This window comes from Methanosarcina sp. WWM596, from assembly GCF_000969965.1.
Classification (GTDB): Archaea; Halobacteriota; Methanosarcinia; order Methanosarcinales; family Methanosarcinaceae; genus Methanosarcina.
The window spans coordinates 4,010,517-4,034,471 of record NZ_CP009503.1 but is presented as its reverse complement, the minus strand read 5'-3'; the positions used below and the strand labels follow the sequence as shown (position 1 = coordinate 4,034,471).

The window sequence follows — 23,955 nt, the reverse complement described above, 5'->3', positions numbered from 1 at the left end:
GCCGCGCTGAGGTGTGAGACATGACAGGTTTGAGACAGCTATTGAAGCTGCCTCGTTTTCCATTTTGCTTTCCATAATAGTGCAATTCCTAAAATAGTAAGAATTAGCATTTGCCAGTTTTGTGAAAGCGGGCCTAAACCAACCGATCCTTCAAGGGTATCACGGACTTCATCAAATGCGGCGTGATACACAGTCACTACAGCTAAACTTTGTGTGCTTGACCAGATGTAGGCAAATACAACTGCATGCATAATTGTCGGTATTAAACTGATAAGCATAACAAGGGGCACTGAAACCAGAGGATTACCCGTCATTTTCAGTCCCATCACAACTAAAACTGGCAGGTGCCAGACCCAGGTGATAAAACCATGCAAAAGTAGTGCGCGGCGGGTACTGTATCGAGCAAATAAGCGGGGTAACAAATATCCACGCCAACCGAACTCTTCTCCAAAAGCCGGAATAAGCGTGATTGTAAAGCTAAGTAAAAACCCAGCCAGAATAGTTGTGGGGCTTACTTCTTGAGGAGCTTTATATATTCCCAGCAGCTGTTCAATTACTCTCGGGAAAACCCACAAAAATAATGCCAGTGCAAAAGCGTATACATAATGCCTGGGTTTGCCCCATTGCCAGCCGGCATTTTCAAACCCATCCCTGAATACAAACTTGCCGGCAATATAAGTGCCGACAGCAACCATGATCATTGATACTAAAAGGAGAGGTTTGAAGGCTTCCCCTAAATATGGGTAGGCAATCTGAAAAGGCCATGAAAGAGCAAAAACAATTAACAAATAGACTTTTAATGAAAAGGGATGGTCAAAGGTTCCGTTTTTCATGAAAATAATGTTTTGAATTATGATAAATACTTTTTGAAAGCTTGATCTCTGCGCCAGGTGTGCATTACAATACGGGTGTGTACTGTTTTTGTGACCTCTTCTTCTTTACTATTAATACTCAGCTTTTTTCTCCTGTTTGATGCCTGAAACGTTCATTGGAGAGTCTGGATATTATTTGGGTGTTCATATATAATTCTCTTATACAAGCTCAACAGCTTTTAATATCACAAGTTTCTAAAGCTAGAGTCGGTGGGGTAAATATGGCATTTTCAATATGAAGATGCCTCTTTGAGATTACGTCGGATAGTGTATACTATACAGGATGTCTTCAAACAGAAGGCTTCTTTTTGAGATAGAGTTGGGTAGAATACGTTATACACAGGGCATTTTCAAACAGAGAATGCTTTGAGGTAATGTCTGATAGAATACATTGTCAGTGGGGTAATGGTAAAATGTTAGTAAAAAGTTTAAAAGAAATCATAAAAACTGTAATAGAAGAGAAAAGTGTACAAACGGAAACGATTATGAAGATGGCGGAATGGGTCCATAGTCTGGAGTTTCTAACAATAAAGGTGATAATATTTTCTTTAACTGTTTATCACCTGTATGAATATACGGTTAAAACAATTGTACTTTAAAACTGCACTTTAAAAGTGCGGCCAATATGGTACTGCAGGTTTGCCTCCTTTCGAGGTTAAATCGAAAAGTCTGCTTTCTACTGAGAACGAAATGTATCCAGGCTAATGTTAAGGGGGATCCGGTGGGATACCAGTGTTCAGTTAAAGAGACAGACGGCTGCCACTTTTGGTATGGCAGGACTTATGCATTTCAACTTTACTCATATGAAACGGGAAATGAGAAATGAGAAATGAGAAATGAGAAATGAGAGGTAAAATAAAATGAGAACCGTAAATCTGAGGCCCCAAACGTTAAGGCAAAATGCTTTTTCAAAGCTCGGGTCTGTCAGGTTCCATTTCATAACCGTATAAATCATATCCGCAGAAAAGGAGGCTTTGCTTCAAACATGGCTTCAAAACGCCCGGGGTTGAAATAATCCATATAGGGTGGCTCAAACCTCCTCCTCTAATACCCCGCCTGTTTCAAAAATCCTCGGGTGCAAAAAGCTAACTGGAAATAAATAACCAGTTAGAGTCATAAAAGGAAAAATTCTCAAACCAGAAGAAGTGTTGTCAGATCAAAACTCAGATCAAAATAAACGTTCAAACTAAAAGAAAGTATCATCAAATCAGAGTCATACAGTTTTAAATATTCTTCAATGATGAACTGATTCTTGTGGGATTTTTCAATAGCTACGACTGGAATACTTTAAGTTTAGGTTCTAAGTTTCCATTTTTCCTTTACTTTTATCCATATTGGAATCTTGCCCTCATTAAGGGTGAGAATCCTTTCCATTTACCAGTACTGAAACACCGTTTGTTGAAATAAGTAAATAAATTATAACAAAAATTAGTTAGGCCACTATCGGTTTTAAATGGTCTTGCTTTGTCTACGATATCACATATCAAAGAAAATATCTGTTTCATTGTATTATCCGTCTCAGGTGTAAAACCTTTTTTCAAGAAGTTTACATTCTTCTTGAAAATCTCTTCTGCATAAGAAATCGCTTTATGAGACGCTTCTGAAAGTTCCAGATTAGAGTCAAATTTTCGTATCTTTTGAATATATGCAACAGCACTGATGGCCGTATAAGAACGGATCAACTGACAGATCTCATTGTACACAACCCTGTCATTATCTGGGATCTCTTCAATAGAGTTAAATTCCTCATAATATCTCTTGCTAACGTTTTTTAATTGATGAAATCTTCCCAATAGGTTTCCAAACTTTTTTTCCAGCCTTTTTTGATCCAATCTCCATCAACATACAATGTTTTGCCAAAGGCAACTTTTTGATCCAAAAGTTCTTGCTTTGAAAGTTCTGCTTGTTTTTGTTCATATAACCATAGTGAAGTTGCACAAGGAGCTCTTCCACAGAAGGCTATCAAGCCCTATGTATATGTTTCTCCAATTAGTCGAGAATTGTTTAGACTGCATCGTCCATCATATCTAACATTCATTTGTTTATCCTAACGTTCAGAACTGTAATTTGCAGAACCAGGAACATCAATAATCTGATCATGAAAAGGTTTCTTACAAGCAGGACAAAACCAGTATGTAACATTGCGAGCTATAGTGTCGTGACTTGACAAAATAAAACGAGTGTAGTAAGAGTTCACATGTAATTTATTGCCACAATCATCAAAATGAATAGGAGATAATACGGAGAACATAGGTTAGTATCGATTTCCAACCAAAACTTTTGGCAAAGGAATCATTATTTTACCGTCAACTACCGTTTTTATCATTGACTTATCTATTGCGACGTTTCCTTTTCCCATAAATAGAGAAATTATTAAAATATAATTAAAATTTTACTGTTTTGTACGATTTAGAGAGGAAAATCTAAAGACCAGAAAATAATAAAAAGTCTCAAAATTTTAATATAATATAGGCTGGAGCAGAGTATCGATTTTAGGTAAAGAGGGCAAAGTTTGAGGCCGATTTATTAAAGAGGGCAAAGTTTGAGGTCGATTTATGGTACAAAATCGATAGCTTTCGGGCAAGAAAACTCCTTAACCGATGACCAATGGATGCCTCTATAATTTCGCTTTAGCTGAAAGAAAAGAAGTGTGGGAAATCGAACAGAGAACTGTAATGTACGTAGAACAACAGAATCAGCTTCCAGCATTGAAAGAAAAATTCCCTGAGTACAATATTGTATATTCCAAAATATTACAATCAGTGTTGAAAAAGCTCGATGCTAATTATAAATCATTCTTCTCACTCTGGAAAAATGGTGATAAGTCTGCAAGACCTCCAAAGTTCATAAGTGGAAAATACTTTATGACTTTGGTTTACAATCAAAGCGGATTCAAAATCAATTGTGGTAAAATCAGTTTCTCTCATTAGGTAAATGAAATTCCATTATCTTTTGAAGTCGGAAACGTCCGTGATTTGTTGGCAATCAAGCAGATAGAAATCTACAATTATGATCCGTACAAGGGTAGAGGAAATTTCGTTGTATCAATAACATATGATGAAAATCTTATAAGTCCTATAACAGAGTATGTTGATAACGATTTGTATCAAGCAATAGATTTAGGAATCACGAAAATAGTAACAGCAGTAAACACTCAAGGAAAATTCTTTGAAGTTAAAACACCACGTTCAGATCAATACTGGAATACTAAAATAGATACAATCAAATCCAGAAAAGATCACTGTAAAAAAGGAAGCAATAGATGGAATAGACTGCACAAAACATGTATAAAGATGGAAGCAAAAAAGTCTAATCAGATAAAAGATTTTCAACATAAGCTTTCTAAAACCATGATTGAAAACACCAGAGCCAATACAATAATTGTTGGTGATCTGAATGTAAAAAAAATGGCTCAATCAAAGAAAGTAACTGGAAAAAGAAAACGTTCTCAGAATAGATCAACCCAGAATCAAGGATACCTTTCTCGTTTCATCGAATTCTTGACCTACAAAGCAGAGCTTACAGGTAAAAGAGTAATAAGAATTGATGAAGCTTATACATCAAAGGAGTGCTGTATCTGTGGAAAAAGACACGGCATGCCTCTTTGGGAAAGAATTATGATATGTGATTGTGGAAACGTTATTGATAGAAACAATGTTATCAACATCATGAAGTGATTCTTATCACAAAATGCTTTGCGGACAGGCTATCAGAAATTTTCTGATAATCTTCGACAAACAGGATTACAGATGGATACTTGCATTATGCAAATATCCAGGTGACGTAATTACTCGAAGGAAGCTCCGTCCTTGCTTTCATCAGAAAGCAGGACGGGGTAGTTCACGCTTATTCCTTGTTTAGTTTTCCTTTATCGCTTCTTTATCTTTCTATCTCAGATAGGAACAACTTTCCTGCCGTATGCGTCATTTAGCACTTCCCCAAGGCCGGTGTACAGGGCTCCAAGTCCCATGATAAGTCCATCATAGCCGGCTATGACGAGCAGGCCTGCGTTTCCTGTGGCGTTTACGATAGCCAGCAGCATGAACAGCAGAAAGAGGGTCACAAATACGAACATTATCGCTTTGCTGCCCAGTTTCAGGGTGGCTATAAGCATAACGAAGGTATAAACTCCCCAGAGGAAGAGGTAGGCTGCAAGTGACATAGGTTCAGGGCCTGCAATCCAGCCGATTTCGGGCATGAGTATAAGACCTGCAAGGGAGAACCAGAACAGGCCGAATGCGCAGAAGGCTGTTCCTCCAAAAACACTTCCCTTTTTCCAGGCCATTAAGCCTGCAAAGACCTGGGCAAAGCCGCCGAGGAATATTGCCATAGACACTATCATCGAGTCCACAGGGTAAACACCTATGTAACTAAGGCTCAGGAGGACTGCTGAAAGACCAAGACCCGTAAATCCCAGAGGTGTAGGGTTTGCGGTCCTGTCCTTTATGTCTGTTATCATTTCCTGTGCTTCTACCATCAATATCACTCCCCGGATTTTTCTCCGGAATTTTAATGGAAATTTTTAATTCACTGGAGATTTTCAATTCACTGGAGATTTTCAATTCTAATTTTGATTATCACAAGCAGTAGCACTACTGAAAGGTTCTGTACGGAACCTTTTGAGTCACGAATATGATGAAAAGAAAAACAATTCTGTACAGTTCCCTTTCTCATTCCTTTTGTGACAGTTCCCTTTCTCATTCCTTTTGTTATTCTTTTTGTGTCGGAACCCCCCGGTTTGTTCCACCCCCGAAGACATATTATTATAAAATATATCGCTCCACATATATTTTTTCTTATTTTTATACTAATATTAACATAGAATCTTTCCTCCGGTTTTTCATTCCATGCATCCTTTTTCCATTAATTTTAAATCATCCTGAAACTTATGGGAAAACAGATGACCCCAAAAATTCTTGTTACCAATGATGACGGTGTTTATTCCACAGGCCTGAAAGCTGCTTTTGACAGCGTTTCAGATCTGGGGGAAGTTACGATTTCGGCTCCTGCTGTCCAGCAGAGCGGGGTCGGACGTTCGATTTCTATCTTTGAGCCTCTCCGGATTACAAAAACAGACGTAGGAGGCGCACCTGCTTATGCTGTGGGCGGCACTCCAACGGATTCTGTAATTCTGGGCATCTTTACTATCCTCAAGCAAATGCCAGACCTGGTGCTCTCTGGCTTTAACATTGGAGAGAATATCAGCACGGATACGATCACCACCTCCGGGACTATCGGAGGAGCCCTTGAAGCTGCAAGCTATGGCGTTCCGGCAATTGCCGCCTCCATGCAGGTGCTTGACGAAGGCCAGAAATTCGACGATCCCAGGGACTACCATAGGGAACGCTTCGAAGCCGGGATTAAAATCGTAAACAGAGTGGCTCGAAACGTCCTCAGGTACGGCATGCCTGAAAATGTGGATCTCCTGAACATTAATATTCCCTATCATGCTGAAGAAGATACTCCGATAGAGATAACCCGCCTTGCGAGGAAGATCTTTAAAACTGATGTGGAAGAGCGGTGTGACCCCAGGGGAAGGCCTTATTATTGGATTGCAGGGGACCTGATCCGCGAAGAAGAGGAAGGGACTGATGTGCACGCTATCATGCAGAAAGGGCACGTCTCAATAACTCCGATCTCCCTGGACTCGACGGCAAGAATAGAGTTTTCAGAGATCGAAAAATATCTCTGAGCCTTTGAGTCCTTAATAGTCTCTAAAATAGAAGGACAGGCTCACTGAAAAAAGAATAAAATAACTTTCCAAAAAGTAGGAGAAGAGCTTTCCGACAAAAATACTGGTTTTTTTTCCATCTCAGCCTGAAACCCTGTTTGTTTTTTGTTTTATTCTTTTTCTACTTTTATGGAAATTTCTTTCCATTCGTCGTCAACTGCGTGGAGTGACTCAACCATCGCTTTGACCACGTTTCCTAAGATTTTCTGGATAAACTCGTTCGTGGGAATTTTTTTGTCATCTACTAAAAGTTCTATTTTCACTTTTTTTCCTCCTAATTTTCCAGAGTTTTCTCCTTTTCTTTCATTACTTGTAACTATTCAGCCACTGATAAAAAAGTATGTTTTTTCAGCAAAATGCTGAAATTCTCAGAATAATAGCGGCGCTCCTTTGAGCGCCGCGAGAATACCGTCTATAACAGGTAAATCGTTCTTTTTAATGGTTGAGATATAAGCTCTAATTCTGCAGAAAGCTTCCGCTCCTTGTATAGTTCTGAAAGTTCCTGATATTTTCTGCTGTAATTTCATCATCCTTATGTCTCTTTCTGCTTGGTTATTCTCAAACGGAACTCTCAAGTCATTGAGGAATCTCAGGATCTGTTTTTTGTTTTCTATAAACCTGTCAAGTAGGTTCCTTGCTTTTGTTTTTGGATTTTTACCACGTTTTCCTTGTTTTTCAGGGTTTAGAGAAGGTGGATTTTCTTCAATCCCTTTCATGACTACAGCATCGAACCTTTCTTCTAACACTTTAATTTGCTCAAAGTCCAGATCTTTGACCTGCTCTTTACACTCATCAGTATACTTTTTCATTTCTGTTAACAGTTCATTCATCTCTTTAGCCCATTGCTGTTTATAGTTCTCCTCAATTCCAGTAAGTTCTCTCTGGAGATGAGCATTGCAAAGAGCATGATCACATTCATAACTGTTATAGGGTTTCCATCCGTCATGAACTGCTATTCCTTTAAACTCTGGAAGAATTCCCATGGCATTAATTGCTTCTGATCCTCTTTTTGAGTGAGCAAAATAACAGGTGTATTTGTCATTAGAAGCTACATGAAGCCAATGCCTTTTTCCTTCAATTTTCATCCCAGTTTCATCACAATGGATTACAGGAGAAGTTATTAACCTCTCTGACTCACATTTTCAAACTCCTCTAAATTCCGGAAGCATTCTTTTTCTGCTCTGATTATCGTAGCAGAACAGATTTTTATCCCCATAACGTCATCAAAAAACTCTAAAATCCTTTTATAGGGAATAAACTGGTAGTTTTTACAGTAAATTGCTGAAGCTAAAATATTAGGACCATACTGGACGGGATATTTCACAGATTCTGGAAAAGAAGCTTTATTTGATTTTCCACAGTGAGTACAGGTCTTAATCTGACTTCGATGTTCCGTAACAATTAGATTTACAGGAGGAATATCAAAAATTTGTCTTCTCTCATAAGCTTCAACTTCAACATCCTCAAGAGTATGTCCACATTCTTTGCAGCAGGTCAAAGAATGTTCAATTACCTAATCAGGATCATTAACCATATCAAGAGTTGTGCCTGGATGACCTTCTTGACCTCCAGGTTTCTTCCCACTCTTTTTCCGGAGACTCTTGGGATTAGGTTTTTCTTTGACTGAAAAGTCAGTAGAAGGAGGTTTACTGCTGTTTCTGCTATTTTGATTTAAGCGAGATTCTAAAATCCTTACACGTTCTTCTAGTTCAGCAATTCGAATAGCTTGTTCTTCTATGATAGTTTCAAGTCTCTGGATTACAGAAATTACAGCTTCAGGACCAGCTTCATAGATAACGAGGATCTCTTCACGTGTAAGCATAATAACGAAACAAAATAGGATTCAATTTATATGCAATTTTTCCTCGAAAAGAGGAAAAATTGTAGCCTTTCAAAGGCTACCTGAATTGTTACCATTACTTTTTTATGTCTTCTTTTGTTTTTTTCCTTATTTCTATTTTAGGAGTACAGTAAGGTTTCCTCCGGCTTACCGCAAGTCTGAGCAGTTTTTCGATCTCTTCGGGGTTCTTTGCTTCCCGGGCATCAACAAGGTTATCGTGTACAAGCAGGCAGGGTTTTAACTTCCCATCGGCAGTGACCCTGAGCCTGCTGCAGTGGGCGCAGAACTCTGAATTGTCCATTGGCTGCACAAATTCTACTTCCACCCCGTCGATAATGTATTTTTTCCGGTGGTGCAGGTGCCGGACTCTTACCTCGCTTGCTCGTTCATCGAGGCTTTTTTCAAGGGCTTTTGAGTCAATAGTATACTTTGAAAGTTGAGGGTCAATATCCATGAGTTCGATCAACTGGAGGATAACTTTTCCTTTATAAGGCCGGACAAAGTCTATCATTGTATCGATCTCATTGTCGTTTATACCTTTCAGAAGCACCATATTCAGCTTTATCGGTGTCAGTCCAGCTTCAACTGCACTGTCGATGCCTTTTATGACTTTCTCAAGAGAGCCCTTTGGGGCTCTGGTAATCGCTTCATACTTTTCGGGGACAAGGGAATCCAGGCTCACATTTATTCTGTCCAGACCCGCAGCTTTCAGAGTTTTTGCACGCTTTTCAAGCAGGATGCCATTTGTGGTTGCTGAGACTTCTTTCAGAGGAGGGAGACAGGCAAGGATTTCCTCAAAGTCCTTTCTAAAAAGTGGTTCTCCCCCTGAGAACTTTACTTTGCGGACTCCGAATTTCGCTGCTTCCCGGACAATCCCGCAGATAAGCTCCGGACTCATCTCGTGTCCTACGGGGCCACAGGTGCAACAGTCTGCTCCTTCATTATGGCAGTACATGCAGGAAAGGTTACACCTTTCGGTAATGGATATGCGGAGCCCGGTTACTTTGCGCCCGTAAGGGTCAACCAGGATTTCTGTTCCTTTTTTTTCCGGAAGCGGGGAATTTTTCCCTGAATTGTTGTCCTTCATATTTCTCTGGCGTATTTATATTATCTAGGTAATAATATTTTTTGGTAGAATAATGATCTGGTTATCTGGAATTACCAAAAGTGCAACGATCAAAAGTATAATGGCTAAAAAGAATATTTGATAGTGATATGTTTCATCTACTATAATACATAATTGTAGCTAATATAAATTGGTAGCGCATATTTACTTAAGGTTAATATTCATGTATGTCGACGCTAATACCCCTCATATTTTTTCAAATTTGTGACAATCTGCTATATCAAAAAAATCATTTTACTGATATAATATCAACAAAATGACCAATAGTCAAGTATTGTTTTCCTATCCTGGCAGGGGTTCGAAATATGGATTATTTCTCGAAAATTTGTTTCATTGTTTGCATTTCTTTTTTGAAACTTCTATAAAATGCTCGAAACAGCTTGATTAATAACCTTATATATATTAATTTATACAATAGTTACCAAATGACAAAAGGAATACTTATAGCAGGAACTCATAGCGGAGTTGGAAAAACCACAGTTTCCATGGGTATTATGGCTGCCCTTAAGCACAGGCAACTAAAAGTCCAGCCTTATAAGGTAGGGCCGGATTACATTGACCCTTCCCACCACACAGCTATCTGCGGGCGTTCTTCTAGGAATCTGGACACCTATATGATGGGGACGGAAGGGGTGAGGCAGACAGTTGCCCGTACGTCTGCAGACGCTGACATTGCTGTTGTTGAAGGGGTCATGGGGCTCTTTGACGGGATTGACTCTACGGAAATTGCAAGCTCGGCGCACGTTGCAAAGACTCTGGATATTCCGGTGATTTTGGTAATCAATGTCCATGGCATGTCCAGAAGTGCCGCAGCTCTTCTGAAGGGCTATTCAGAATTCGATCCGGAAGTCAGGGTCGCAGGCGTTATCCTGAATCAGGTAGGCAGCCTTCGCCATGCAGAACTTGTAAAGAATGCGCTTCCGGGCAACATTCCTATCATCGGCACAATTCCCCGAAGGAAAGAAATTGAGGTTCCTTCAAGGCACCTTGGACTCTACATGGCGCATGAAAAGGATTACAACACTGCGGAAATGGCATCTTTTATTGAAGAAAACGTTGACCTTGATGCGGTGCTTGAACTTGCTGAGCCCTGTCCCGTTCCGGAAGTTGATGTAATTCAGAAACAGGGAACAGACCTCAAGATCGGAGTTGCCTGGGACCCTGCTTTTTGTTTCTATTATCGGGATATGTTTGATGCATTCGAGGATAACGGAGCAGAAGTCGTATTTTTTAGCCCTATGGAAGGTGATGTTCCGGATGTGGATGGGATTTACCTCGGAGGCGGCTACCCTGAACTCTATGCAGAAGTCCTTGAAAGTTCGGAAACCACCCGGAAACTCAAAGGGCTTGCAGCTGACGGCCTGCCCATTTATGCGGAATGTGGTGGCCTGCTCTATCTCTGTGGGACCTATGAAGTTGATGACAGGACTTATAAACTGGCTGATGTTGTGCCTGCAAATACCCGCATGACAAACCGTCTGAAAGCTCTCGGATATACCGAAGCCCGTCCTCTCGACAAAAACTTCTCTTCCCACAATATCAGGGGGCATGAGTTCCATTACTCCATCACGGAATGCGACAGAGATTCCAGGTTTGCATACGAAATGATCCGTGGGAAAGGCATACAGGACGGTTTTGACGGGCTTATCGAGCACAATACCCTCGCAGGGTATATGCACTCTCATCCTGCCAGTTTCCCGGTAGGTAAGTTCGTGGGAAAGTGCAGGGAATACAAAAGACGGTAAAGTTTCAGGACTTAGATCATGTTCAGGACTTAGATCATGTTCAGGACTTAGATCATGTTCAGGACTCAGGTAAAGATTCAATGGCTTACGTAATTGCCTGTAAAACGGGCAATCTTTTATTTTTCATAGCCTTTGTATTTAATTTTCATAATTTTTGTATTGAAATATGCCTCTTCTGAACGTTGTTTTGTGCTATGCTACAGAAAAGATGAGGATTGGTTCCTCGGATTCGCATTACAGGATGTGATTCCAAATCACCCATAAGCTACTTTGGTCAAAAGCCACGGTAGTGAGTGTTATGGGAAAAAGCGAGGCTGTGACTTCGTCAGGTGCATGCTAGGGAGCTGAATGAAACTGAACCAGTGTTGACGTATCGAACGATGATGTCATCAAAACCAGGTGGTGTGATAGGTGGCGTGATAGGTGGCGTGACTAACCTGGGATGAGTCTGGAAGATACCCTGTTTACTGACCAGGTGGTGACCGGTATAGCTGGCAGGAACCTAGTGTCTTTGCAATTTATTATGGTGCATAAGGTTTAGACATTTTCTCATCAGCAACTTTTCCCGTTAAATCAAATAGATTTTTCATTTCTCAATCCTCCTACTTTTTCATTATCTTTTACGTAATTCGGCATTTTTAAATGTTGGTATGTTTGACTATTTGGTCTCTAATCGAATTTGATACTTTCAGCTTGCTAGGCTGAGATTTATAAATACCGAAGTAATTTTTAGGAATAGAGGCAATTTCTTAAAATGGATACTGAAAATGGATACTGAGAAGATTTGTTGAACGAGGTTTCACCATTGTATTATCAATGATTTGGAACAATGAATATCCAGTATCGTGCTCACCGCAAAAGGAGGGAATTAAATGAAATTTATATGTCCACTTATTGTTGTCAACAATATGGAAATTTCCAGAAACTTTTACGAAAAAGTTCTCGATCAAAAAGTACAGTGTGATTTTGGTGAAAACGTTTCATTTGAGAGTGGTTTTGCGATACATTTAAAGTCGCATTTTTCAGATTTGATAAACATAAACAAAAAAGACATCATTCAAAAATCAAATAATTCTGAATTGTATTTTGAAGAAGAAGATTTAGATAGTTTCCTTCAAAAGCTGAAAGACGTGGATTCCATTGAATATGTACACGGAATAAAAGACCAGCCCTGGGGACAGCGGGTTATCAGATTTTACGATCCTGATATGCATATTGTTGAGGTTGGGGAACCAATGGAAAGCGTAGTAAAAAGATTCCTGAGTGAAGGATCGTCGGTAGAAGAAACTGCAAAACGCACTTTAATGCCAGAGGAATTTGTCAGACAGTTTTTATAATCAGCCAATGGCTGGTAACCTTTCATTTCTCTTTAATTTCATTTCTCTTTTTCATTTCCCTTTTTCCCTCCCTCTTCTTTTTCTTTTTCTTCTCTCTGTTCATTTTCTTTATTTTTTATAAATGTTTTTCTCTCGTAATACCCCAGAGGATGGCTAATTTTCTCGCAGAGCCTGTCTTTTCCGATACAGTTGCCGTAGGTCCTCATAGTGTCGCAGGCAGGGGGTTTGTATACGTTGCCTGTAGCGCCTGCGATGTGTTCTATCTGGTAGAGGGTTTTTTCCGCATCAAAATCAGGAGAGATGTTGAAAAGGTTTAGGATTTCATCCACTGACATCCCCACGTTCAGCAAGAATGAAGTCATTGCAAAACGCATCGAATGGGCAAGGTTAACCCCTCCCTGGACGTTTGCAAGGGCATGGGAAATGCAGGGGGGGAAGAGTTCGGGCTCGACAACCCCAAAGTTCGTAGCTCCGAATTTCTTTTTCTGAACCTCAAACTGTTCTTTTATCTCGGAAACATGGGGGGAACAGAAGCTGGAGACTTCGGGAGGGATTTCCGAGATCGGGAAGGACTGTTCGATTCTTTCCCTGACTGCTTCTTCAAGAAGCCTTGCAAACTCTTCCTTTGTTATTTTTATCTTACCTGCCCTGAGCTGGCGGTTTGTCAGTTTCCAGGTGGGGTCTTTGAGGGAATTTGAAAAGCGGATATAGTCCGTAAAATGCATACTGAAATAGGAGTCTCTGAAATCTGCCAGGATTCCAAAGTCTTCCCCGAATTCGAGCAAAAAGTCCGGGGTTTCGTTTCTCAAAAAAGTATAAGCAGCCTTGGCTTCTGCCAGGGCATAGCGCCGGGTAAAGAGCTGGTCATCCACACAGGCAACCAGCATCCTGGCAAAGGGATAGGAAAGGAGTTCCGAGAGCACCTGGGCTTCCCCAGATACAGGGGATTTTTTAATTTCTCCTTCAAGAGCTTCTTTTGCCCTTTCTATTCCACGGGCTCTTGCAGCCCTGTAAGCTCGCGAATTGAGCAGGCTTTCCAGAGAAATTCCCAGGTTTCCAACATGGGCAGATGCTTCTGAAATAAATGGGTAATATGCAAGTTTTTCGGCCTGCATGCCATCCTTAGTCTGATTCTATTCTCGGAGCCAGGAGGTAAGATATTCTTCCTGCACCGTTTGCAATTTCAAAGTCAATCAGGACAGGGAAATCTCTGCCAAGAGAGAGAGTAACCTCATTTACCTTGTTTGTGGGCTTGACTATATCTGTCAGGTAGTCAAGGGAGAAGAGGGAACAGGCTTCACCTGCTTTAAGGTCAATTAACTGGTCTCTGCCCATCTCCAGGCGGACTTTATCGGTATCGCCCTTAGCTTCTATATAGAAAGTATCGCCAGAAACTCCCATGAGCATATGGTCGCTTATTTTTTCCGCGGCTTTTACGGCACGCCTGAGGTCTGCACCATTCAGGACAACTTTGGCAGGCAGCTCGAGTTGGGGAACTCTGGGTTCTGCACGGATTGTCGAAGGATCCAGAAGAGAAAGAGTATAGGACAGCCCTCCTACATCAATCAGGAGTTTATTGCTTCCTTCTTCAAGTTCCATTCGGACTGTATCGCTCCTTTCCGCAATTCCCAGAAGGTCGGTAATCTTATTCAGGTCAATCCCGATCTCACACTCATCAGCGCTGTATTCATCAAAAGCCGATGATCCAAGCTCAAAAATTCCCATTGCAACGTTAGCAGGGTCAACTGCTTTTACCGAAATACCTTCGGGTTTAATCTTGAATCGAACCTCATCTACAATTACAGCCAGTGCGGCAATCGCGTCTTTCAGAAGCTCTGCATTAATTGCTGCCTTGAACATGATTCTTCTCCATCAAATAAATTTAAGCCTTAAACTCCTTATCTATCCCTGGATATATAAATTTCCTTACAATTTGGTATTTTTTATCCTTTTGAGGAAAATTTTCCGAATCGGAATAAGTAGCCATATATGGAATCGGGATAAATTATTAGATTCAAAGTCCCGGCAACTATATAAATCTTGGTCAGAAAATCAGGAAGTTTCAGGCTCTGTCTGAGACATTAAAGAAGTTCTGACCTGAAAATTCGTTTTCCAGAAGTATATTTTCCAAATAAGAAGGGTCCGGCAGGAAAAGGGTGTGGAATTTAGTCGTATTCTCTCCAGGTAAACCCGCATTTCGTACACTTCAGGAAACGGGTTTCGGATTCGTCTGCAGACCTGAGTTGTCTGAGCCACCAGGCCGCAGTATTGTTCCCGCACTCCGGGCACTTTACACTCGTTGTTGGCAGGCCTGAAGTCTGTTCACCTTCGAGTACCACTACTTCATGATCGTCAATTTTGGCTTTGGAGACGAAATTCTTTGCGTTATTTTCAATCGGTATTATGTTCCCACACTTTCTGCAATGGTAGTTACCATCTTTAGGAAACATCATACTTTTGCATTTGGTACAGAACTGCATTAATATCACTTTTTGCGTCATTTATCATTTTATTGTGGTCAAAAGCCAGCTCAGGAATTGAATCGAGCTCAAAAAGTTCAACGGCATCAGCGTCAGAACCCGATTCTAAATTTCCGTGTCCTTGTGCAAGATAGCACACTGAGACCGTATGTCTCCTGGGGTCGCGTTCAGGATCGGAATAGACACCGACGAGTTTGAGAATCTCTACAGAAAGGCCCGTTTCTTCAAAAGCTTCCCTGAAAGCTGCGTTTTCTGTACTTTCCCCGATTTCAACGAAGCCACCAGGAAGGGCAAATTTTCCTTCATAAGGAGGATATTTTCTCTTCACCAGAACAAGCTTGTTTTTAAAGAGAATTACAGCATCAACAGTTAAGCTGGGGGTATTATTTTTCATAAAACGCCTTCACAGTTCACTTTCCGGGAGATCTTTTCTCTCTGCCAATCTACTTCCTGATTAGCTTTTTCTGGCGTTTTGCCAGATAAAATAATATATTATTATTGTGCATATTGTAGAGACTCGTCATCATATTTCAATTATTCTTCTCAATTTTTTTATTCTTCTCAATTCTTTTTTGAGTTGTTCTCCGGTTTTCTATGCTTTGAGTCAAGTCTCTATCAAGCAGAAAATCCCCTTATGCAGTAGTCTCTATTAAAGGTTTCTCTTTTATAGATTACCAAAAAGCTCTTTATCTCTTTTTTTCATAACTTTTTAATCCGGAGAATTTTTCCTATAAAAAAATGCTTCATAATCCGTTATTTTTCTATAATAGAAATTTGTTATTTATCTACAGGGCTCTTAACATCATTAAATGCCTGACTGCAAATATCTGGGCAGGTATTTATATATCTAGAGTTAGGTCAGATGCTTGTAATCCACAATGTTCAATAGTTTTACCCTGAAACCGTCTGCATCATGCTATCATAATGCCGAAACTGCCTCATCTGGTAGATATTATCTTTCAGGTATGTATCTGCAAGCGCTATGCAATAGTTTCTAGGGGATAATTATTCACAAGACTGTAAAAGTCGTTATATCAAAGTAAAATCCATAACCTTTGAATTCCTTAATACTTATGCTTATGAAAACTTTAAGTCCTTTGTAGAAGCTCTATGGAAATCTATTAATTATTTTATAGAATTCCATGTTCTACTTTCCGGAAACTTCAGAGTTTGTTCGGGATTTTCCAATATCAAAAAAGAACTATAGAATCTGGAATATCTTCGTCCCGGGCAAAAAGGTGCGTGAAAAATGATAGAAAGTGTACTCTGGCTCGCAGTTGGGTTAATGATAGCGTCGTCAGTTATCCCCAGAACCTTAAGAGTTAGTAAACTGGTAGGGGGAATAGGGTGGGGTGTGTTTTCCATCCATTGGGGTTACCAGCCTCTCCACTATGTTGAGACCTTGGACTATGCCAATGTGGTCCTTACGTTTGTATTTACTCTGTTCTGCTTACTTGTGGCATATATAATGTTTCGGGAGTACAGGGAAGGTCCTCTTCTTATTCAAAAGAATCGAGAAGTGATGCACTCGGAAGTTTCAGCTAAGATTGAGGGAGGTTCCCTTGACATAACTTCAATGCTTACAAGTGCAAGTGCTCTTGGTGCTCTTGTTTATTTCCCTTTTGCAAATTTCTCTTCCCTGAATACCTGGATTATTGGAAACGTTACTTCACAGGTTCTCTGGGTGCTTCAGTACTTCGAGATTCCGGCATACATGAAAGCCTGGAATATGATAACTCTTAATGGGTATACTGTTGAGATTATCCTTGCCTGTACCGCAATTGAAAGCATTGCTCTTTTTATGGGGCTAATAGGCGCGGTCAAAGCTCCCCTGAATCGTCTGGTTATGGCTTTCATTGTATCCGTACCTGTGATCTATGTGCTCAACCTTATCAGGGACATTTTTGTGGTTGTAGCTTATGGAGAACAGTGGTTTGGGGCTGATAGTTTCATAATTGCTCATAACTATATTGCAAAGGCAGGATCAGGGGTCGCTCTCTTTATAATTTCATATGCAGTACTCAAGATTCTCCCTGAGTTGCTGGGAATGATCGATGGTCTCTGGGTCATACTTTCCGAAGAATTGAAATATCTGCTGCGTAGATTTGCTAGGGACTGAGATCAATGATTGCAAAAGGATCTGAACCCTGGCTTTTTACAGTTGCTTCTGTAACTGCCCTGTTTGCCATTCTCTCTAGGGCGATGGATAGTTTACCCTTCCTCAATCATGCAGCTCAGATGGGGATGGCACTAACTTTCTTTATGGTTGTCTTTTTCAGGGATCCTGAAAGAAAGGTAGAAATCTCTGACACTTATATGATCTCCCCTGCTGATGGTACGGTTATCGACATCAGAGACAGAAAAATCTGCATTTTTATGTTTCTTCAAAATGTACATGTAAATAGAGCTCCGATTTCCGGAAGAATCAAGGAAATTACCTACAAGAAAGGGGGTTATCTCCCGGCTTTTTGTAAGGATTCGGAAAGGAATGAAAGAAACGAGTTTATTATCCATAGCAAGTACGGGGATGTAGAGGTCACACAGATTGCAGGCATCATCGCCCGCAGGATTGTCACATATTCCAGTGTGAATGAAGTTGTTGAACAGGGGCAACGTATCGGAATGATCCGTTTCGGGTCAAGAGTAGATGTAACAATTCCTCATGATTTTGACATTACAGTTCGTAAAGGGGAGCGAGTGCTTGCAGGCAAGACCGTTATAGCAACAATAAAAAATGACAGGGACTTTTAAATATGAACGTATTTCAAATGTTAAGACTCCCGGACCTGGTCTCTCTTTTGAACCTGATCTGCGGGATTGGTTCCATTGCAGTAGCTGCCCAGAGCAACTCTTTTGGTTTTGCTTTGATCTTACTCCTGATGGCGGCTGTTGCAGACGGGGCAGATGGATACATTGCCCGCAGATTCAAAGGGGGAGAACTTGGGGAGCAACTTGACTCCCTGGCAGACACAGTCTCTTTTGGGGTTGCTCCTGCTCTTCTCATATTCCTGGAATTCGGAGAAAATGAACCTCTTGTTGCGATATTTGCAGTTTTTTATGCTGTATGTGGTGTGCTCAGGCTCGCTCGTTTCAATTCTACGATCTCTACCCCTAAGAATGGGTTTGAAGGGCTTCCTATCACCGCAGGCTGCATTATGCTGGTTGCGTACCTTTTGCTTGGCGAAAGTGTCGTAAGGATCGACTTCCTTCTGGCTCTGACTCTTGCCCTGTCTATCCTTATGGTGAGTTCCGTAAGTTATCCGAAGATAAAGAATATCAAGATTCTGGCTTTTATAGCTGCGATTTTTGGGATAACTGTTTTCCTGTACTTTATTAATCTGGAGTATATGCGGCTTTTTTCTTTCCTGCCCTTCATTCTTATGCTTACTTACCTGTTCTCTCCTTTCCTTAAGGTCCCTCTGATCAGTCCTGTTAGCAGTAAAGATCAGGGGCACAAAAAGGGACTGAAAGCTGGAGGGGGAAAAGAAAAGCAGTAAAGCCGGTTCAAAGATTACTGTAGTTTTGGACTTAAATATTCACACTTAACCCCCCGATATCTGGTATTTTACTCTAATTTCTCATCACATCGAATCGACAAGATTACATTGGATTAACAAGGGGAAGTTTATTTGACCGAAAACAAAATAACCGATAGGGATAACGCACTTTTCGAGGCAGGAATAAAACTGGGAGCTCTCTACCATCAATTTACAGGTTCCCCTGTAAACCTGAAAACAGTTTCAAGTCTTGAAAAGGCTATTCAGGAAAGCATTTCAGTTCAGCCTTTTGTAGAACAAATTTCGGTAAAAATTGACCGGGACCTTTTAAAAAGTAAGTTAAATAGTGAGTTCGGATACACCGAGCTTCAGGGTCCCATGCTTGAAGTTAAAATCACTGTAAAATACGGCTTTTCACGGGTGAAAGTCGCGATGGAATTCGACTTTGAACTTAATTATCCATTGATGAAAATTGAAGATATTGAATAAAATTGAAAATTTGAATGCCTAAAAAATCAATTATTAATTGAAGAAATCAGGGGTTTTTAAACCTCTGTTTTTGAAGTTTCAAAAGCCCTGACTACCTTTTCATTCTGTTCAGAAGTACCGATTGTTACCCTGATAAGGGAATCTCCAGCTTCCCTGAAAGAATCACAGGAGCGCACGATTATTCCTTTTTCCATAAGGCTTTCTGAGACTTTTTTTGCTTTCAAAGGAGCAACATCTACGAGTACGAAGTTTGCCTGTGAAGGATAAACCGTAAATGGGATGTTTTTTCTCAGGTATTCCCTGCCTTCCTTTGCAAGATGTATGCTTTTACTCAGATGGTCTTCATCCGAAAGTGCGGCTACTCCTGCTCTTAAAGCCAGGAGACTTACCGAAAACGGGGTGGCTGCTCTTGAATACTCTTTTACGAGCCATTCAGGCATTATCCCATAGCCCAGGCGCAGGCCAGCAAGCCCGAATGCCTTGGAGAAGGTCCTCCCAATCGCAAGGTTGTCATATTCCTTTACGAGCCCGGCAAGGTTCCTGTCTGCAAATTCAACATATGCTTCGTCCACAAACACAAGGGCATGGGTATTTTCAACGATTTTCCTAAGGTCGGTTTCGGGAAGGAGGTTGCCTGAAGGGTTGTTTGGGGAGCAGAGGAAAATGATCTTTGTCCTGGACGATACGGCTTCAAGGATCTTTTCAGGGTCCAGGGAAAAGTCGGAGTCTCGCCTGATAAAAATCGGTTTTCCCCCGCAAGCTCTGGCAGGCAGTTCGTAATAGGCAAAGGTCGGGGTAGGGACAATAACCTCGTCTCCCTTTTCAATGATTATCCTGCAAAGCCCGTCAAGCAGCCCGTCCATTCCGGGTCCGGAGGCGACAATGTTCGATACTGGAAAACCTGTGTATTTAGAGAGGGCTTCTCTCAGTTCCCGTGCATCGGCTGAAGGGTAGATATTTACTCCGGGAGCTGTTTCTACAAGAGCCCGAACAGCTTTTGGGGAAGGTCCCAGAGGGTTTTCGTTTGAGCCAAGTTTGATAATCGAAGTCGGATCAAGCCCGTAGGCGGAAGCTATCTCTTCTATGGACTTTCCGGGAACGTACTCTGCAATATCAAAGATTTCTTTTTTTATCAGTTCAGGCCTGCTCAAGAACATCAACTACCGTATCGATCTGCTCTTTTGTTATCACAAGTGGGGGGACAAGGCGGAGTACCGAGTCCGAGGTGCAGTTTAGAAGCACGCCGTGTTCCCTTGCAAAGTCAACAAATTTGCTGCAGGGGTACTTGATCTCAACTCCTATCATAAGCCCTTTCCCACGAATTTCCACAACGTCATTCCTTGTCATGCCAGCGAGCTTTTCCACAAAATAAGCTCCCATTTTCTTTGAGCGCTCCAGAAGTTTTTCTTCTTTAATCACTTTAATCGCAGCAAGAGCTGCCGCACAGACAAGAGGTCCTCCTCCGAAGGTAGAAGCATGCTGCCCACGCCCGAAACTGAGCCCGTCGCGGGCTGCAATAGCCCCCATGGGGAGCCCTCCTCCTAAGGCTTTTGCCATACTCATAATGTCAGGCTCGACTCCGAACTGTTCTTTGCAGAACCAGGTGCCTGTCCTTCCAAAACCTGTCTGCACTTCATCAAATATCAGGAGAGTGCCGGTTTCATCACAGATTTCCCTTACTTCTTTTAAGTATTCGGGACCCGGTATGTTTACCCCGCCTTCTCCTTGAATGGGCTCAAGGATTACTGCTGCGGTATTTTCGGAAATTGCCTGCCTGATAGCATCGGCATCGGAATATGGGACAAAGGCGGTTTCGGAGCTGACCGGTGGCATGAATGGATCCCTGTACATGTTTTTGTGGGTCACGCTGAGTGCTCCTATAGTCCTCCCGTGGAAGGAGTGTTCGGCTGCTACAAAAGTGCTTTTTCCCGTAGCCACACGAGCCAGTTTCATTGCAGCCTCTATGGATTCAGCTCCCGAGTTGCAGAAAAAGACGCGCTCCATTCCTGTAATCGAGACAAGGGTTTCCGCAAGTTCTGCCTGGATTTCGGTATAATATATATTGGAAACGTGAATAAGTTTCTCTGCCTGTGCCTGGATTGCTTTAACAACTGTCGGGTGGCAGTGTCCAACGTTATTGACTGCAATGCCTGCCACGCAGTCGATATACTCTTTCCCGTAGATATCCCGGACAATTGTTCCCTTACCTTTTGAAAGCACAAGGGGCTGGTGTCCATAGGTCTGCATTACATACTTTGAGTCTTTTTCTATAACGGAATTGTACCTTGCTTGCAGGTCCCCGGATTCAATAATGTTTTCTGTCAAGTGAATTCCTTTCCTTGAATTTGTGATCATAAATTTATCTCAAATGTTAATGTTGAAGTCTTTTCTTGGAGTTTAATTATTGTTTCAGCCGTATTTAGTTTCAGCCGTATTTAGTTTCAGCCGTATTTAGTTTCAGCCGTATTTATTATCTTAATGGGCTGCTGGTTTCTATAGACTGTATACTTGAATTTAATAATTTCCTGATTAATGGGCTTCTCAGTTTAAGCTTTTCTACTACCTTCGCCAGAAACCAGATAATTTCCCCTGCTTCTCTGAGAACTGATTCCTTGAGAATTAATTCCCTGAGAATATTGCCGACTATTTGCTGCCCTTTCTCTGAAAAAAGAAAATTTTCTGCATTATTTTTCATGTTCTATGGAATTTTCCTGTATAAAACAAAATCAGGATTTACAGAAAGACTTGATATTTCAGGAGCAGTTTGTCTTGAATAATTCTGGGCGGAATATTCTGGTTTCGGGAACTTCAGACTTAAGGCAGAATTATGATCAGTTCTGATGCTCTCCGGCTTCATGTCTTCTTCTTCTAAATCTTCTCACTCCTACAGTGCGCCGGGTCCTCCCTAACGCCATGGTCCTGGCAGACATTCCTTCCCTGCCAGGCACAAAGCCGTCTTTAGCCTTTACACTGGTTTTAATGAGCGAGTCAATCTCAATTATGCCCAGAACTTTCAGAAGGTTGTCTTGAGATCCTGCTCCCTTTATTTCTCTTGGAATCACTTTCCCTAAAGCATTAACTTCTGCAAGAACTGGCTTTTCTGCAGCATCCCTTAAGAAAGACACTCCTGAAGGTGCCTTTATCGTGCCATCTACCCTTGCGTTTTCATGCAGTAAGACAGACTCGGCTTTTATTCCCCCGAAGACCCTGGTGTTTCGGCCAATGTGTACCTGTCCCTTTGAAGATAGATTCCCATAGATAGTGCTGCTGTCTCCTATGCTGATTTCACTCTCGGAATAAACACTTCCCTTCAGGGTCAGGTCTTTTCCGGTTTCGACAGATTGTGCCTTCAGGTTTCCTATTAAATAACAGTTGTTTCCGATAACTGCGTCCCCACCAACTTCAATGGCTTCAGGAGAGATTTTTGTGCCTATGGGTATGACGAGTATTTTTTCAGCGGGCTCCTTCCCATCAGACTCTTGGTCCTCTTCGGAGTCGTCAAAAAGCTCTTCCAGGGCTTTTTCTACTTCCTCTCCCCTTCCAAGGCGCATCATTTCCCTTATGTACAGAAGCAAAAACATGATTACAGGGACCGGGTTCCTGACAACGATCCAGCCTTTGGCTTCAAACCCTCCTTTGATTTTTACTTCCTTTCCTACGTCCAGGTCCCCTTCGACGGTCAGTTTTCCTTCAATGGTAACGAATTCTCCCAGATAGGCGTTTTTACCGACTTCTACTCTGCTCCCCATTTTTGACCACATGTCAATCCTGGCGTCAGAGCACGCTACCACGTCTCCGGAAACAGCAACCCCTTCTCCCATAATGATCATATCTCCAGATATGCCGTACTGGATGCTGGAGTGGTTACCGATAATAATGTCTCCCTCAACTATAATCCTGTTTGTTTCTATTCTGGTATTATCGGGAACCAGAAGGTGCTTTAGAATCTGCTCTGGCTCTGAGATGCTTTCACTCTCCGGAGAAACTGTTTTCTGCTATCTAGTGTTAAGGTTTCAGAGTGTGGTTTTTAAAACCGCGGTGCTGAAAACACAATTATTTATCTTGCGAGTAGTATTCATTCAAAAATAACTATCTATGATATATTCTTATCCATTTTTTCCGCTTATGATGGCATTTTTGAGCAGTAAGGACAACATCTTATATATTATATCTAGCTATATGAAAATTTGTATATAATGTAAAAATACCTTTTGTCTTTCTGTATAAAATTTAAAATTTATGATTTACTGGCTGCCCTTCCTTATCTGGAAAGGTTATTCTTCTTTTTTCGAAGCAGTCCCTACCCGTACATCTACAGCTGCTCCACTGTCAAGAGACAGGATCTCTGCAGGGGATAAGAGCAACTGCCCTGTTGCAAGCAGCCTGTCTGCTTTATCTGTAACAAGTACTTCCTCTCCTGCACGGAGTTCAGGATCAATCTCAATTACATGCTTTGCAAAAGCTGTTTTGCCTGCCTCCACAAAAGGAACAGCCTCTTCCGAAACAACTACCCTGAGTCTTTTTCCGGGGAGAAGCCTGTGGATTATGGAAGCTCCTTCAATACTGAGCGTGAAAAAACCGTCCTTTGCTCTGGCCGTTACAATTCTCTGACCTGAGTAAAAGACCTGGCGTACTCTTTTTGTCCGGGATAACTGGAACGTTGATCCGTCAGGGAAAAGCTCTTTTCCTGTACCTTTTCCGAACTGGTAATCCGCAATCATACGGACCTTCGAAATTCTTTCTACACCGTTGTTCATGAGGCTAGATAATATATGCAGACCTTAAAGCCGTTCCGGTCTTCCAGACTTAATAAATTAAATTTTCGGAAGATCAACAAA

The 23,955-nt window shown here is 41.3% G+C and carries 23 protein-coding genes and 1 pseudogene; 9 read left to right on the top strand and 15 right to left on the bottom strand.

Annotation, left to right across the window (positions count from 1 at the left end; translation table 11 throughout):
• Positions 1 to 38: 38 nt before the first annotated feature.
• Together MSWHS_RS17805 and MSWHS_RS21850 are read right to left on the bottom strand one after the other, a co-directional pair.
• Positions 39 to 833 (bottom strand): CPBP family intramembrane glutamic endopeptidase, encoded by a 795-nt coding sequence (locus tag MSWHS_RS17805; RefSeq protein WP_048130049.1) that lies wholly within the window; start codon positions 831 to 833, stop codon positions 39 to 41.
• Between the two features lie 1,364 nt (positions 834 to 2,197).
• Positions 2,198 to 2,704, bottom strand: coding sequence for a hypothetical protein (locus MSWHS_RS21850; protein ID WP_048130047.1), 507 nt, complete (start codon positions 2,702 to 2,704; stop codon positions 2,198 to 2,200).
• A gap of 768 nt (positions 2,705 to 3,472) precedes the next feature.
• On the opposite strand from MSWHS_RS21850, the gene MSWHS_RS18700 reads away from it, so the two are divergent.
• Both MSWHS_RS18700 and MSWHS_RS18695 read left to right on the top strand, forming a co-directional pair.
• The gene (locus MSWHS_RS18700; RefSeq protein WP_052722780.1) at positions 3,473 to 3,802 is read left to right on the top strand and encodes a hypothetical protein; all 330 of its coding nucleotides are present in this window, start codon (positions 3,473 to 3,475) and stop codon (positions 3,800 to 3,802) included.
• Between the two features lie 48 nt (positions 3,803 to 3,850).
• Positions 3,851 to 4,549 carry an RNA-guided endonuclease TnpB family protein gene (locus MSWHS_RS18695; RefSeq protein ID WP_231585516.1) on the top strand — a complete coding sequence of 233 codons (699 nt, stop codon included), beginning with the start codon at positions 3,851 to 3,853 and terminating at the stop codon, positions 4,547 to 4,549.
• 215 nt (positions 4,550 to 4,764) lie between these two features.
• On the opposite strand, the gene MSWHS_RS17785 is transcribed toward MSWHS_RS18695, so the two are convergent.
• On the bottom strand, positions 4,765 to 5,349 hold the full coding sequence (locus MSWHS_RS17785; protein WP_048159496.1) for an acetate uptake transporter: 585 nt from the start codon (positions 5,347 to 5,349) through the stop codon (positions 4,765 to 4,767).
• Positions 5,350 to 5,760: 411 nt separating this feature from the next.
• Between MSWHS_RS17785 and surE the strand changes: the two genes are divergently transcribed.
• On the top strand, positions 5,761 to 6,564 hold the full coding sequence (gene surE / locus MSWHS_RS17780) for a 5'/3'-nucleotidase SurE (RefSeq protein ID WP_048130045.1): 804 nt from the start codon (positions 5,761 to 5,763) through the stop codon (positions 6,562 to 6,564).
• 149 nt (positions 6,565 to 6,713) lie between these two features.
• Here surE and MSWHS_RS21110 read toward each other — a convergent pair whose 3' ends face one another.
• The 3 genes and pseudogenes from MSWHS_RS21110 to moaA all read right to left on the bottom strand — a co-directional run bounded on the left by MSWHS_RS21110 (position 6,714) and on the right by moaA (position 9,530).
• On the bottom strand, positions 6,714 to 6,866 hold the full coding sequence (locus MSWHS_RS21110) for a hypothetical protein (protein ID WP_197073987.1): 153 nt from the start codon (positions 6,864 to 6,866) through the stop codon (positions 6,714 to 6,716).
• A gap of 105 nt (positions 6,867 to 6,971) precedes the next feature.
• Positions 6,972 to 8,425, bottom strand: a pseudogene (tnpC, locus tag MSWHS_RS17775) (IS66 family transposase).
• Positions 8,426 to 8,519: 94 nt separating this feature from the next.
• On the bottom strand, positions 8,520 to 9,530 hold the full coding sequence (gene moaA / locus MSWHS_RS17765) for a GTP 3',8-cyclase MoaA (RefSeq protein ID WP_048130044.1): 1,011 nt from the start codon (positions 9,528 to 9,530) through the stop codon (positions 8,520 to 8,522).
• A 464-nt stretch (positions 9,531 to 9,994) separates the two neighbouring features.
• On the opposite strand from moaA, the gene MSWHS_RS17760 reads away from it, so the two are divergent.
• Both MSWHS_RS17760 and MSWHS_RS17755 read left to right on the top strand, forming a co-directional pair.
• Complete coding sequence (locus MSWHS_RS17760) at positions 9,995 to 11,314, top strand: cobyrinate a,c-diamide synthase (RefSeq protein ID WP_048159495.1); 1,320 nt, start codon at positions 9,995 to 9,997, stop codon at positions 11,312 to 11,314.
• An 872-nt stretch (positions 11,315 to 12,186) separates the two neighbouring features.
• Positions 12,187 to 12,651 (top strand): glyoxalase/bleomycin resistance/dioxygenase family protein, encoded by a 465-nt coding sequence (locus MSWHS_RS17755; protein WP_048159494.1) that lies wholly within the window; start codon positions 12,187 to 12,189, stop codon positions 12,649 to 12,651.
• Positions 12,652 to 12,689: 38 nt separating this feature from the next.
• Here the strand turns inward: MSWHS_RS17755 and priL are convergent, their stop codons facing one another.
• The 4 genes from priL to MSWHS_RS17735 form a co-directional block, all read right to left on the bottom strand.
• Positions 12,690 to 13,766, bottom strand: a complete 1,077-nt coding sequence (gene priL, locus MSWHS_RS17750; protein WP_048130041.1) for a DNA primase regulatory subunit PriL — start codon at positions 13,764 to 13,766, stop codon at positions 12,690 to 12,692.
• A 7-nt stretch (positions 13,767 to 13,773) separates the two neighbouring features.
• Positions 13,774 to 14,511: a DNA polymerase sliding clamp gene (locus MSWHS_RS17745; protein ID WP_048130040.1), complete on the bottom strand. Its 738-nt coding sequence runs from the start codon at positions 14,509 to 14,511 to the stop codon at positions 13,774 to 13,776.
• A 305-nt stretch (positions 14,512 to 14,816) separates the two neighbouring features.
• Positions 14,817 to 15,131 carry a transcription factor S gene (locus MSWHS_RS17740; RefSeq protein ID WP_048130039.1) on the bottom strand — a complete coding sequence of 105 codons (315 nt, stop codon included), beginning with the start codon at positions 15,129 to 15,131 and terminating at the stop codon, positions 14,817 to 14,819.
• Positions 15,091 to 15,525: an NUDIX hydrolase gene (locus MSWHS_RS17735; protein WP_048130038.1), complete on the bottom strand. Its 435-nt coding sequence runs from the start codon at positions 15,523 to 15,525 to the stop codon at positions 15,091 to 15,093. Before MSWHS_RS17735 ends, MSWHS_RS17740 begins: the two co-directional genes overlap by 41 nt.
• An 855-nt stretch (positions 15,526 to 16,380) precedes the next feature.
• Between MSWHS_RS17735 and artA the strand changes: the two genes are divergently transcribed.
• From artA to MSWHS_RS17715, 4 genes are all read left to right on the top strand, one after another.
• Positions 16,381 to 17,250 (top strand): archaeosortase A, encoded by an 870-nt coding sequence (artA, locus tag MSWHS_RS17730; RefSeq protein WP_048130037.1) that lies wholly within the window; start codon positions 16,381 to 16,383, stop codon positions 17,248 to 17,250.
• A 5-nt stretch (positions 17,251 to 17,255) separates the two neighbouring features.
• On the top strand, positions 17,256 to 17,882 hold the full coding sequence (locus MSWHS_RS17725) for a phosphatidylserine decarboxylase (RefSeq protein ID WP_048130036.1): 627 nt from the start codon (positions 17,256 to 17,258) through the stop codon (positions 17,880 to 17,882).
• A gap of 17 nt (positions 17,883 to 17,899) precedes the next feature.
• Positions 17,900 to 18,628: an archaetidylserine synthase gene (locus MSWHS_RS17720; protein WP_231585515.1), complete on the top strand. Its 729-nt coding sequence runs from the start codon at positions 17,900 to 17,902 to the stop codon at positions 18,626 to 18,628.
• Between the two features lie 132 nt (positions 18,629 to 18,760).
• The gene (locus tag MSWHS_RS17715) at positions 18,761 to 19,117 is read left to right on the top strand and encodes a dihydroneopterin aldolase family protein (RefSeq protein ID WP_048130034.1); all 357 of its coding nucleotides are present in this window, start codon (positions 18,761 to 18,763) and stop codon (positions 19,115 to 19,117) included.
• Positions 19,118 to 19,173: 56 nt separating this feature from the next.
• Here MSWHS_RS17715 and hisC read toward each other — a convergent pair whose 3' ends face one another.
• The 5 genes from hisC to MSWHS_RS17690 form a co-directional block, all read right to left on the bottom strand.
• Positions 19,174 to 20,274, bottom strand: coding sequence for a histidinol-phosphate transaminase (gene hisC / locus MSWHS_RS17710; protein WP_048130033.1), 1,101 nt, complete (start codon positions 20,272 to 20,274; stop codon positions 19,174 to 19,176).
• On the bottom strand, positions 20,255 to 21,472 hold the full coding sequence (locus MSWHS_RS17705; RefSeq protein WP_231585514.1) for an acetylornithine transaminase: 1,218 nt from the start codon (positions 21,470 to 21,472) through the stop codon (positions 20,255 to 20,257). Before MSWHS_RS17705 ends, hisC begins: the two co-directional genes overlap by 20 nt.
• Positions 21,473 to 21,587: 115 nt before the next feature.
• The gene (locus MSWHS_RS21105; RefSeq protein WP_048130032.1) at positions 21,588 to 21,812 is read right to left on the bottom strand and encodes a hypothetical protein; all 225 of its coding nucleotides are present in this window, start codon (positions 21,810 to 21,812) and stop codon (positions 21,588 to 21,590) included.
• Between the two features lie 136 nt (positions 21,813 to 21,948).
• The gene (locus MSWHS_RS17695; RefSeq protein WP_231585513.1) at positions 21,949 to 22,947 is read right to left on the bottom strand and encodes a hypothetical protein; all 999 of its coding nucleotides are present in this window, start codon (positions 22,945 to 22,947) and stop codon (positions 21,949 to 21,951) included.
• A 444-nt stretch (positions 22,948 to 23,391) separates the two neighbouring features.
• The gene (locus MSWHS_RS17690) at positions 23,392 to 23,874 is read right to left on the bottom strand and encodes a PUA domain-containing protein (RefSeq protein WP_048159493.1); all 483 of its coding nucleotides are present in this window, start codon (positions 23,872 to 23,874) and stop codon (positions 23,392 to 23,394) included.
• Positions 23,875 to 23,955: the final 81 nt, after the last annotated feature.

What these genes read in the sequence shown, in the direction of transcription:
- priL (WP_048130041.1), bottom strand. Translation starts at nt 13,766, where the DNA reads ATGCAGGCCGAAAAACTTGCATATTACCCATTTATTTCAGAAGCATCT.
- MSWHS_RS17695 (WP_231585513.1), bottom strand. Translation starts at nt 22,947, where the DNA reads ATGATCATTATGGGAGAAGGGGTTGCTGTTTCCGGAGACGTGGTAGCG.
- MSWHS_RS17760 (WP_048159495.1), top strand. Translation starts at nt 9,995, where the DNA reads ATGACAAAAGGAATACTTATAGCAGGAACTCATAGCGGAGTTGGAAAA.
- artA (WP_048130037.1), top strand. Translation starts at nt 16,381, where the DNA reads ATGATAGAAAGTGTACTCTGGCTCGCAGTTGGGTTAATGATAGCGTCG.
- MSWHS_RS17805 (WP_048130049.1), bottom strand. Translation starts at nt 833, where the DNA reads ATGAAAAACGGAACCTTTGACCATCCCTTTTCATTAAAAGTCTATTTG.
- MSWHS_RS17745 (WP_048130040.1), bottom strand. Translation starts at nt 14,511, where the DNA reads ATGTTCAAGGCAGCAATTAATGCAGAGCTTCTGAAAGACGCGATTGCC.
- MSWHS_RS18700 (WP_052722780.1), top strand. Translation starts at nt 3,473, where the DNA reads ATGACCAATGGATGCCTCTATAATTTCGCTTTAGCTGAAAGAAAAGAA.
- MSWHS_RS17720 (WP_231585515.1), top strand. Translation starts at nt 17,900, where the DNA reads ATGTTAAGACTCCCGGACCTGGTCTCTCTTTTGAACCTGATCTGCGGG.
- MSWHS_RS17705 (WP_231585514.1), bottom strand. Translation starts at nt 21,472, where the DNA reads ATGATCACAAATTCAAGGAAAGGAATTCACTTGACAGAAAACATTATT.
- MSWHS_RS17735 (WP_048130038.1), bottom strand. Translation starts at nt 15,525, where the DNA reads ATGAAAAATAATACCCCCAGCTTAACTGTTGATGCTGTAATTCTCTTT.
- hisC (WP_048130033.1), bottom strand. Translation starts at nt 20,274, where the DNA reads ATGTTCTTGAGCAGGCCTGAACTGATAAAAAAAGAAATCTTTGATATT.
- moaA (WP_048130044.1), bottom strand. Translation starts at nt 9,530, where the DNA reads ATGAAGGACAACAATTCAGGGAAAAATTCCCCGCTTCCGGAAAAAAAA.
- MSWHS_RS17785 (WP_048159496.1), bottom strand. Translation starts at nt 5,349, where the DNA reads ATGGTAGAAGCACAGGAAATGATAACAGACATAAAGGACAGGACCGCA.
- MSWHS_RS17690 (WP_048159493.1), bottom strand. Translation starts at nt 23,874, where the DNA reads ATGAACAACGGTGTAGAAAGAATTTCGAAGGTCCGTATGATTGCGGAT.
- surE (WP_048130045.1), top strand. Translation starts at nt 5,761, where the DNA reads ATGGGAAAACAGATGACCCCAAAAATTCTTGTTACCAATGATGACGGT.
- MSWHS_RS17740 (WP_048130039.1), bottom strand. Translation starts at nt 15,131, where the DNA reads ATGCAGTTCTGTACCAAATGCAAAAGTATGATGTTTCCTAAAGATGGT.
- MSWHS_RS21105 (WP_048130032.1), bottom strand. Translation starts at nt 21,812, where the DNA reads ATGAAAAATAATGCAGAAAATTTTCTTTTTTCAGAGAAAGGGCAGCAA.
- MSWHS_RS17725 (WP_048130036.1), top strand. Translation starts at nt 17,256, where the DNA reads ATGATTGCAAAAGGATCTGAACCCTGGCTTTTTACAGTTGCTTCTGTA.
- MSWHS_RS17755 (WP_048159494.1), top strand. Translation starts at nt 12,187, where the DNA reads ATGAAATTTATATGTCCACTTATTGTTGTCAACAATATGGAAATTTCC.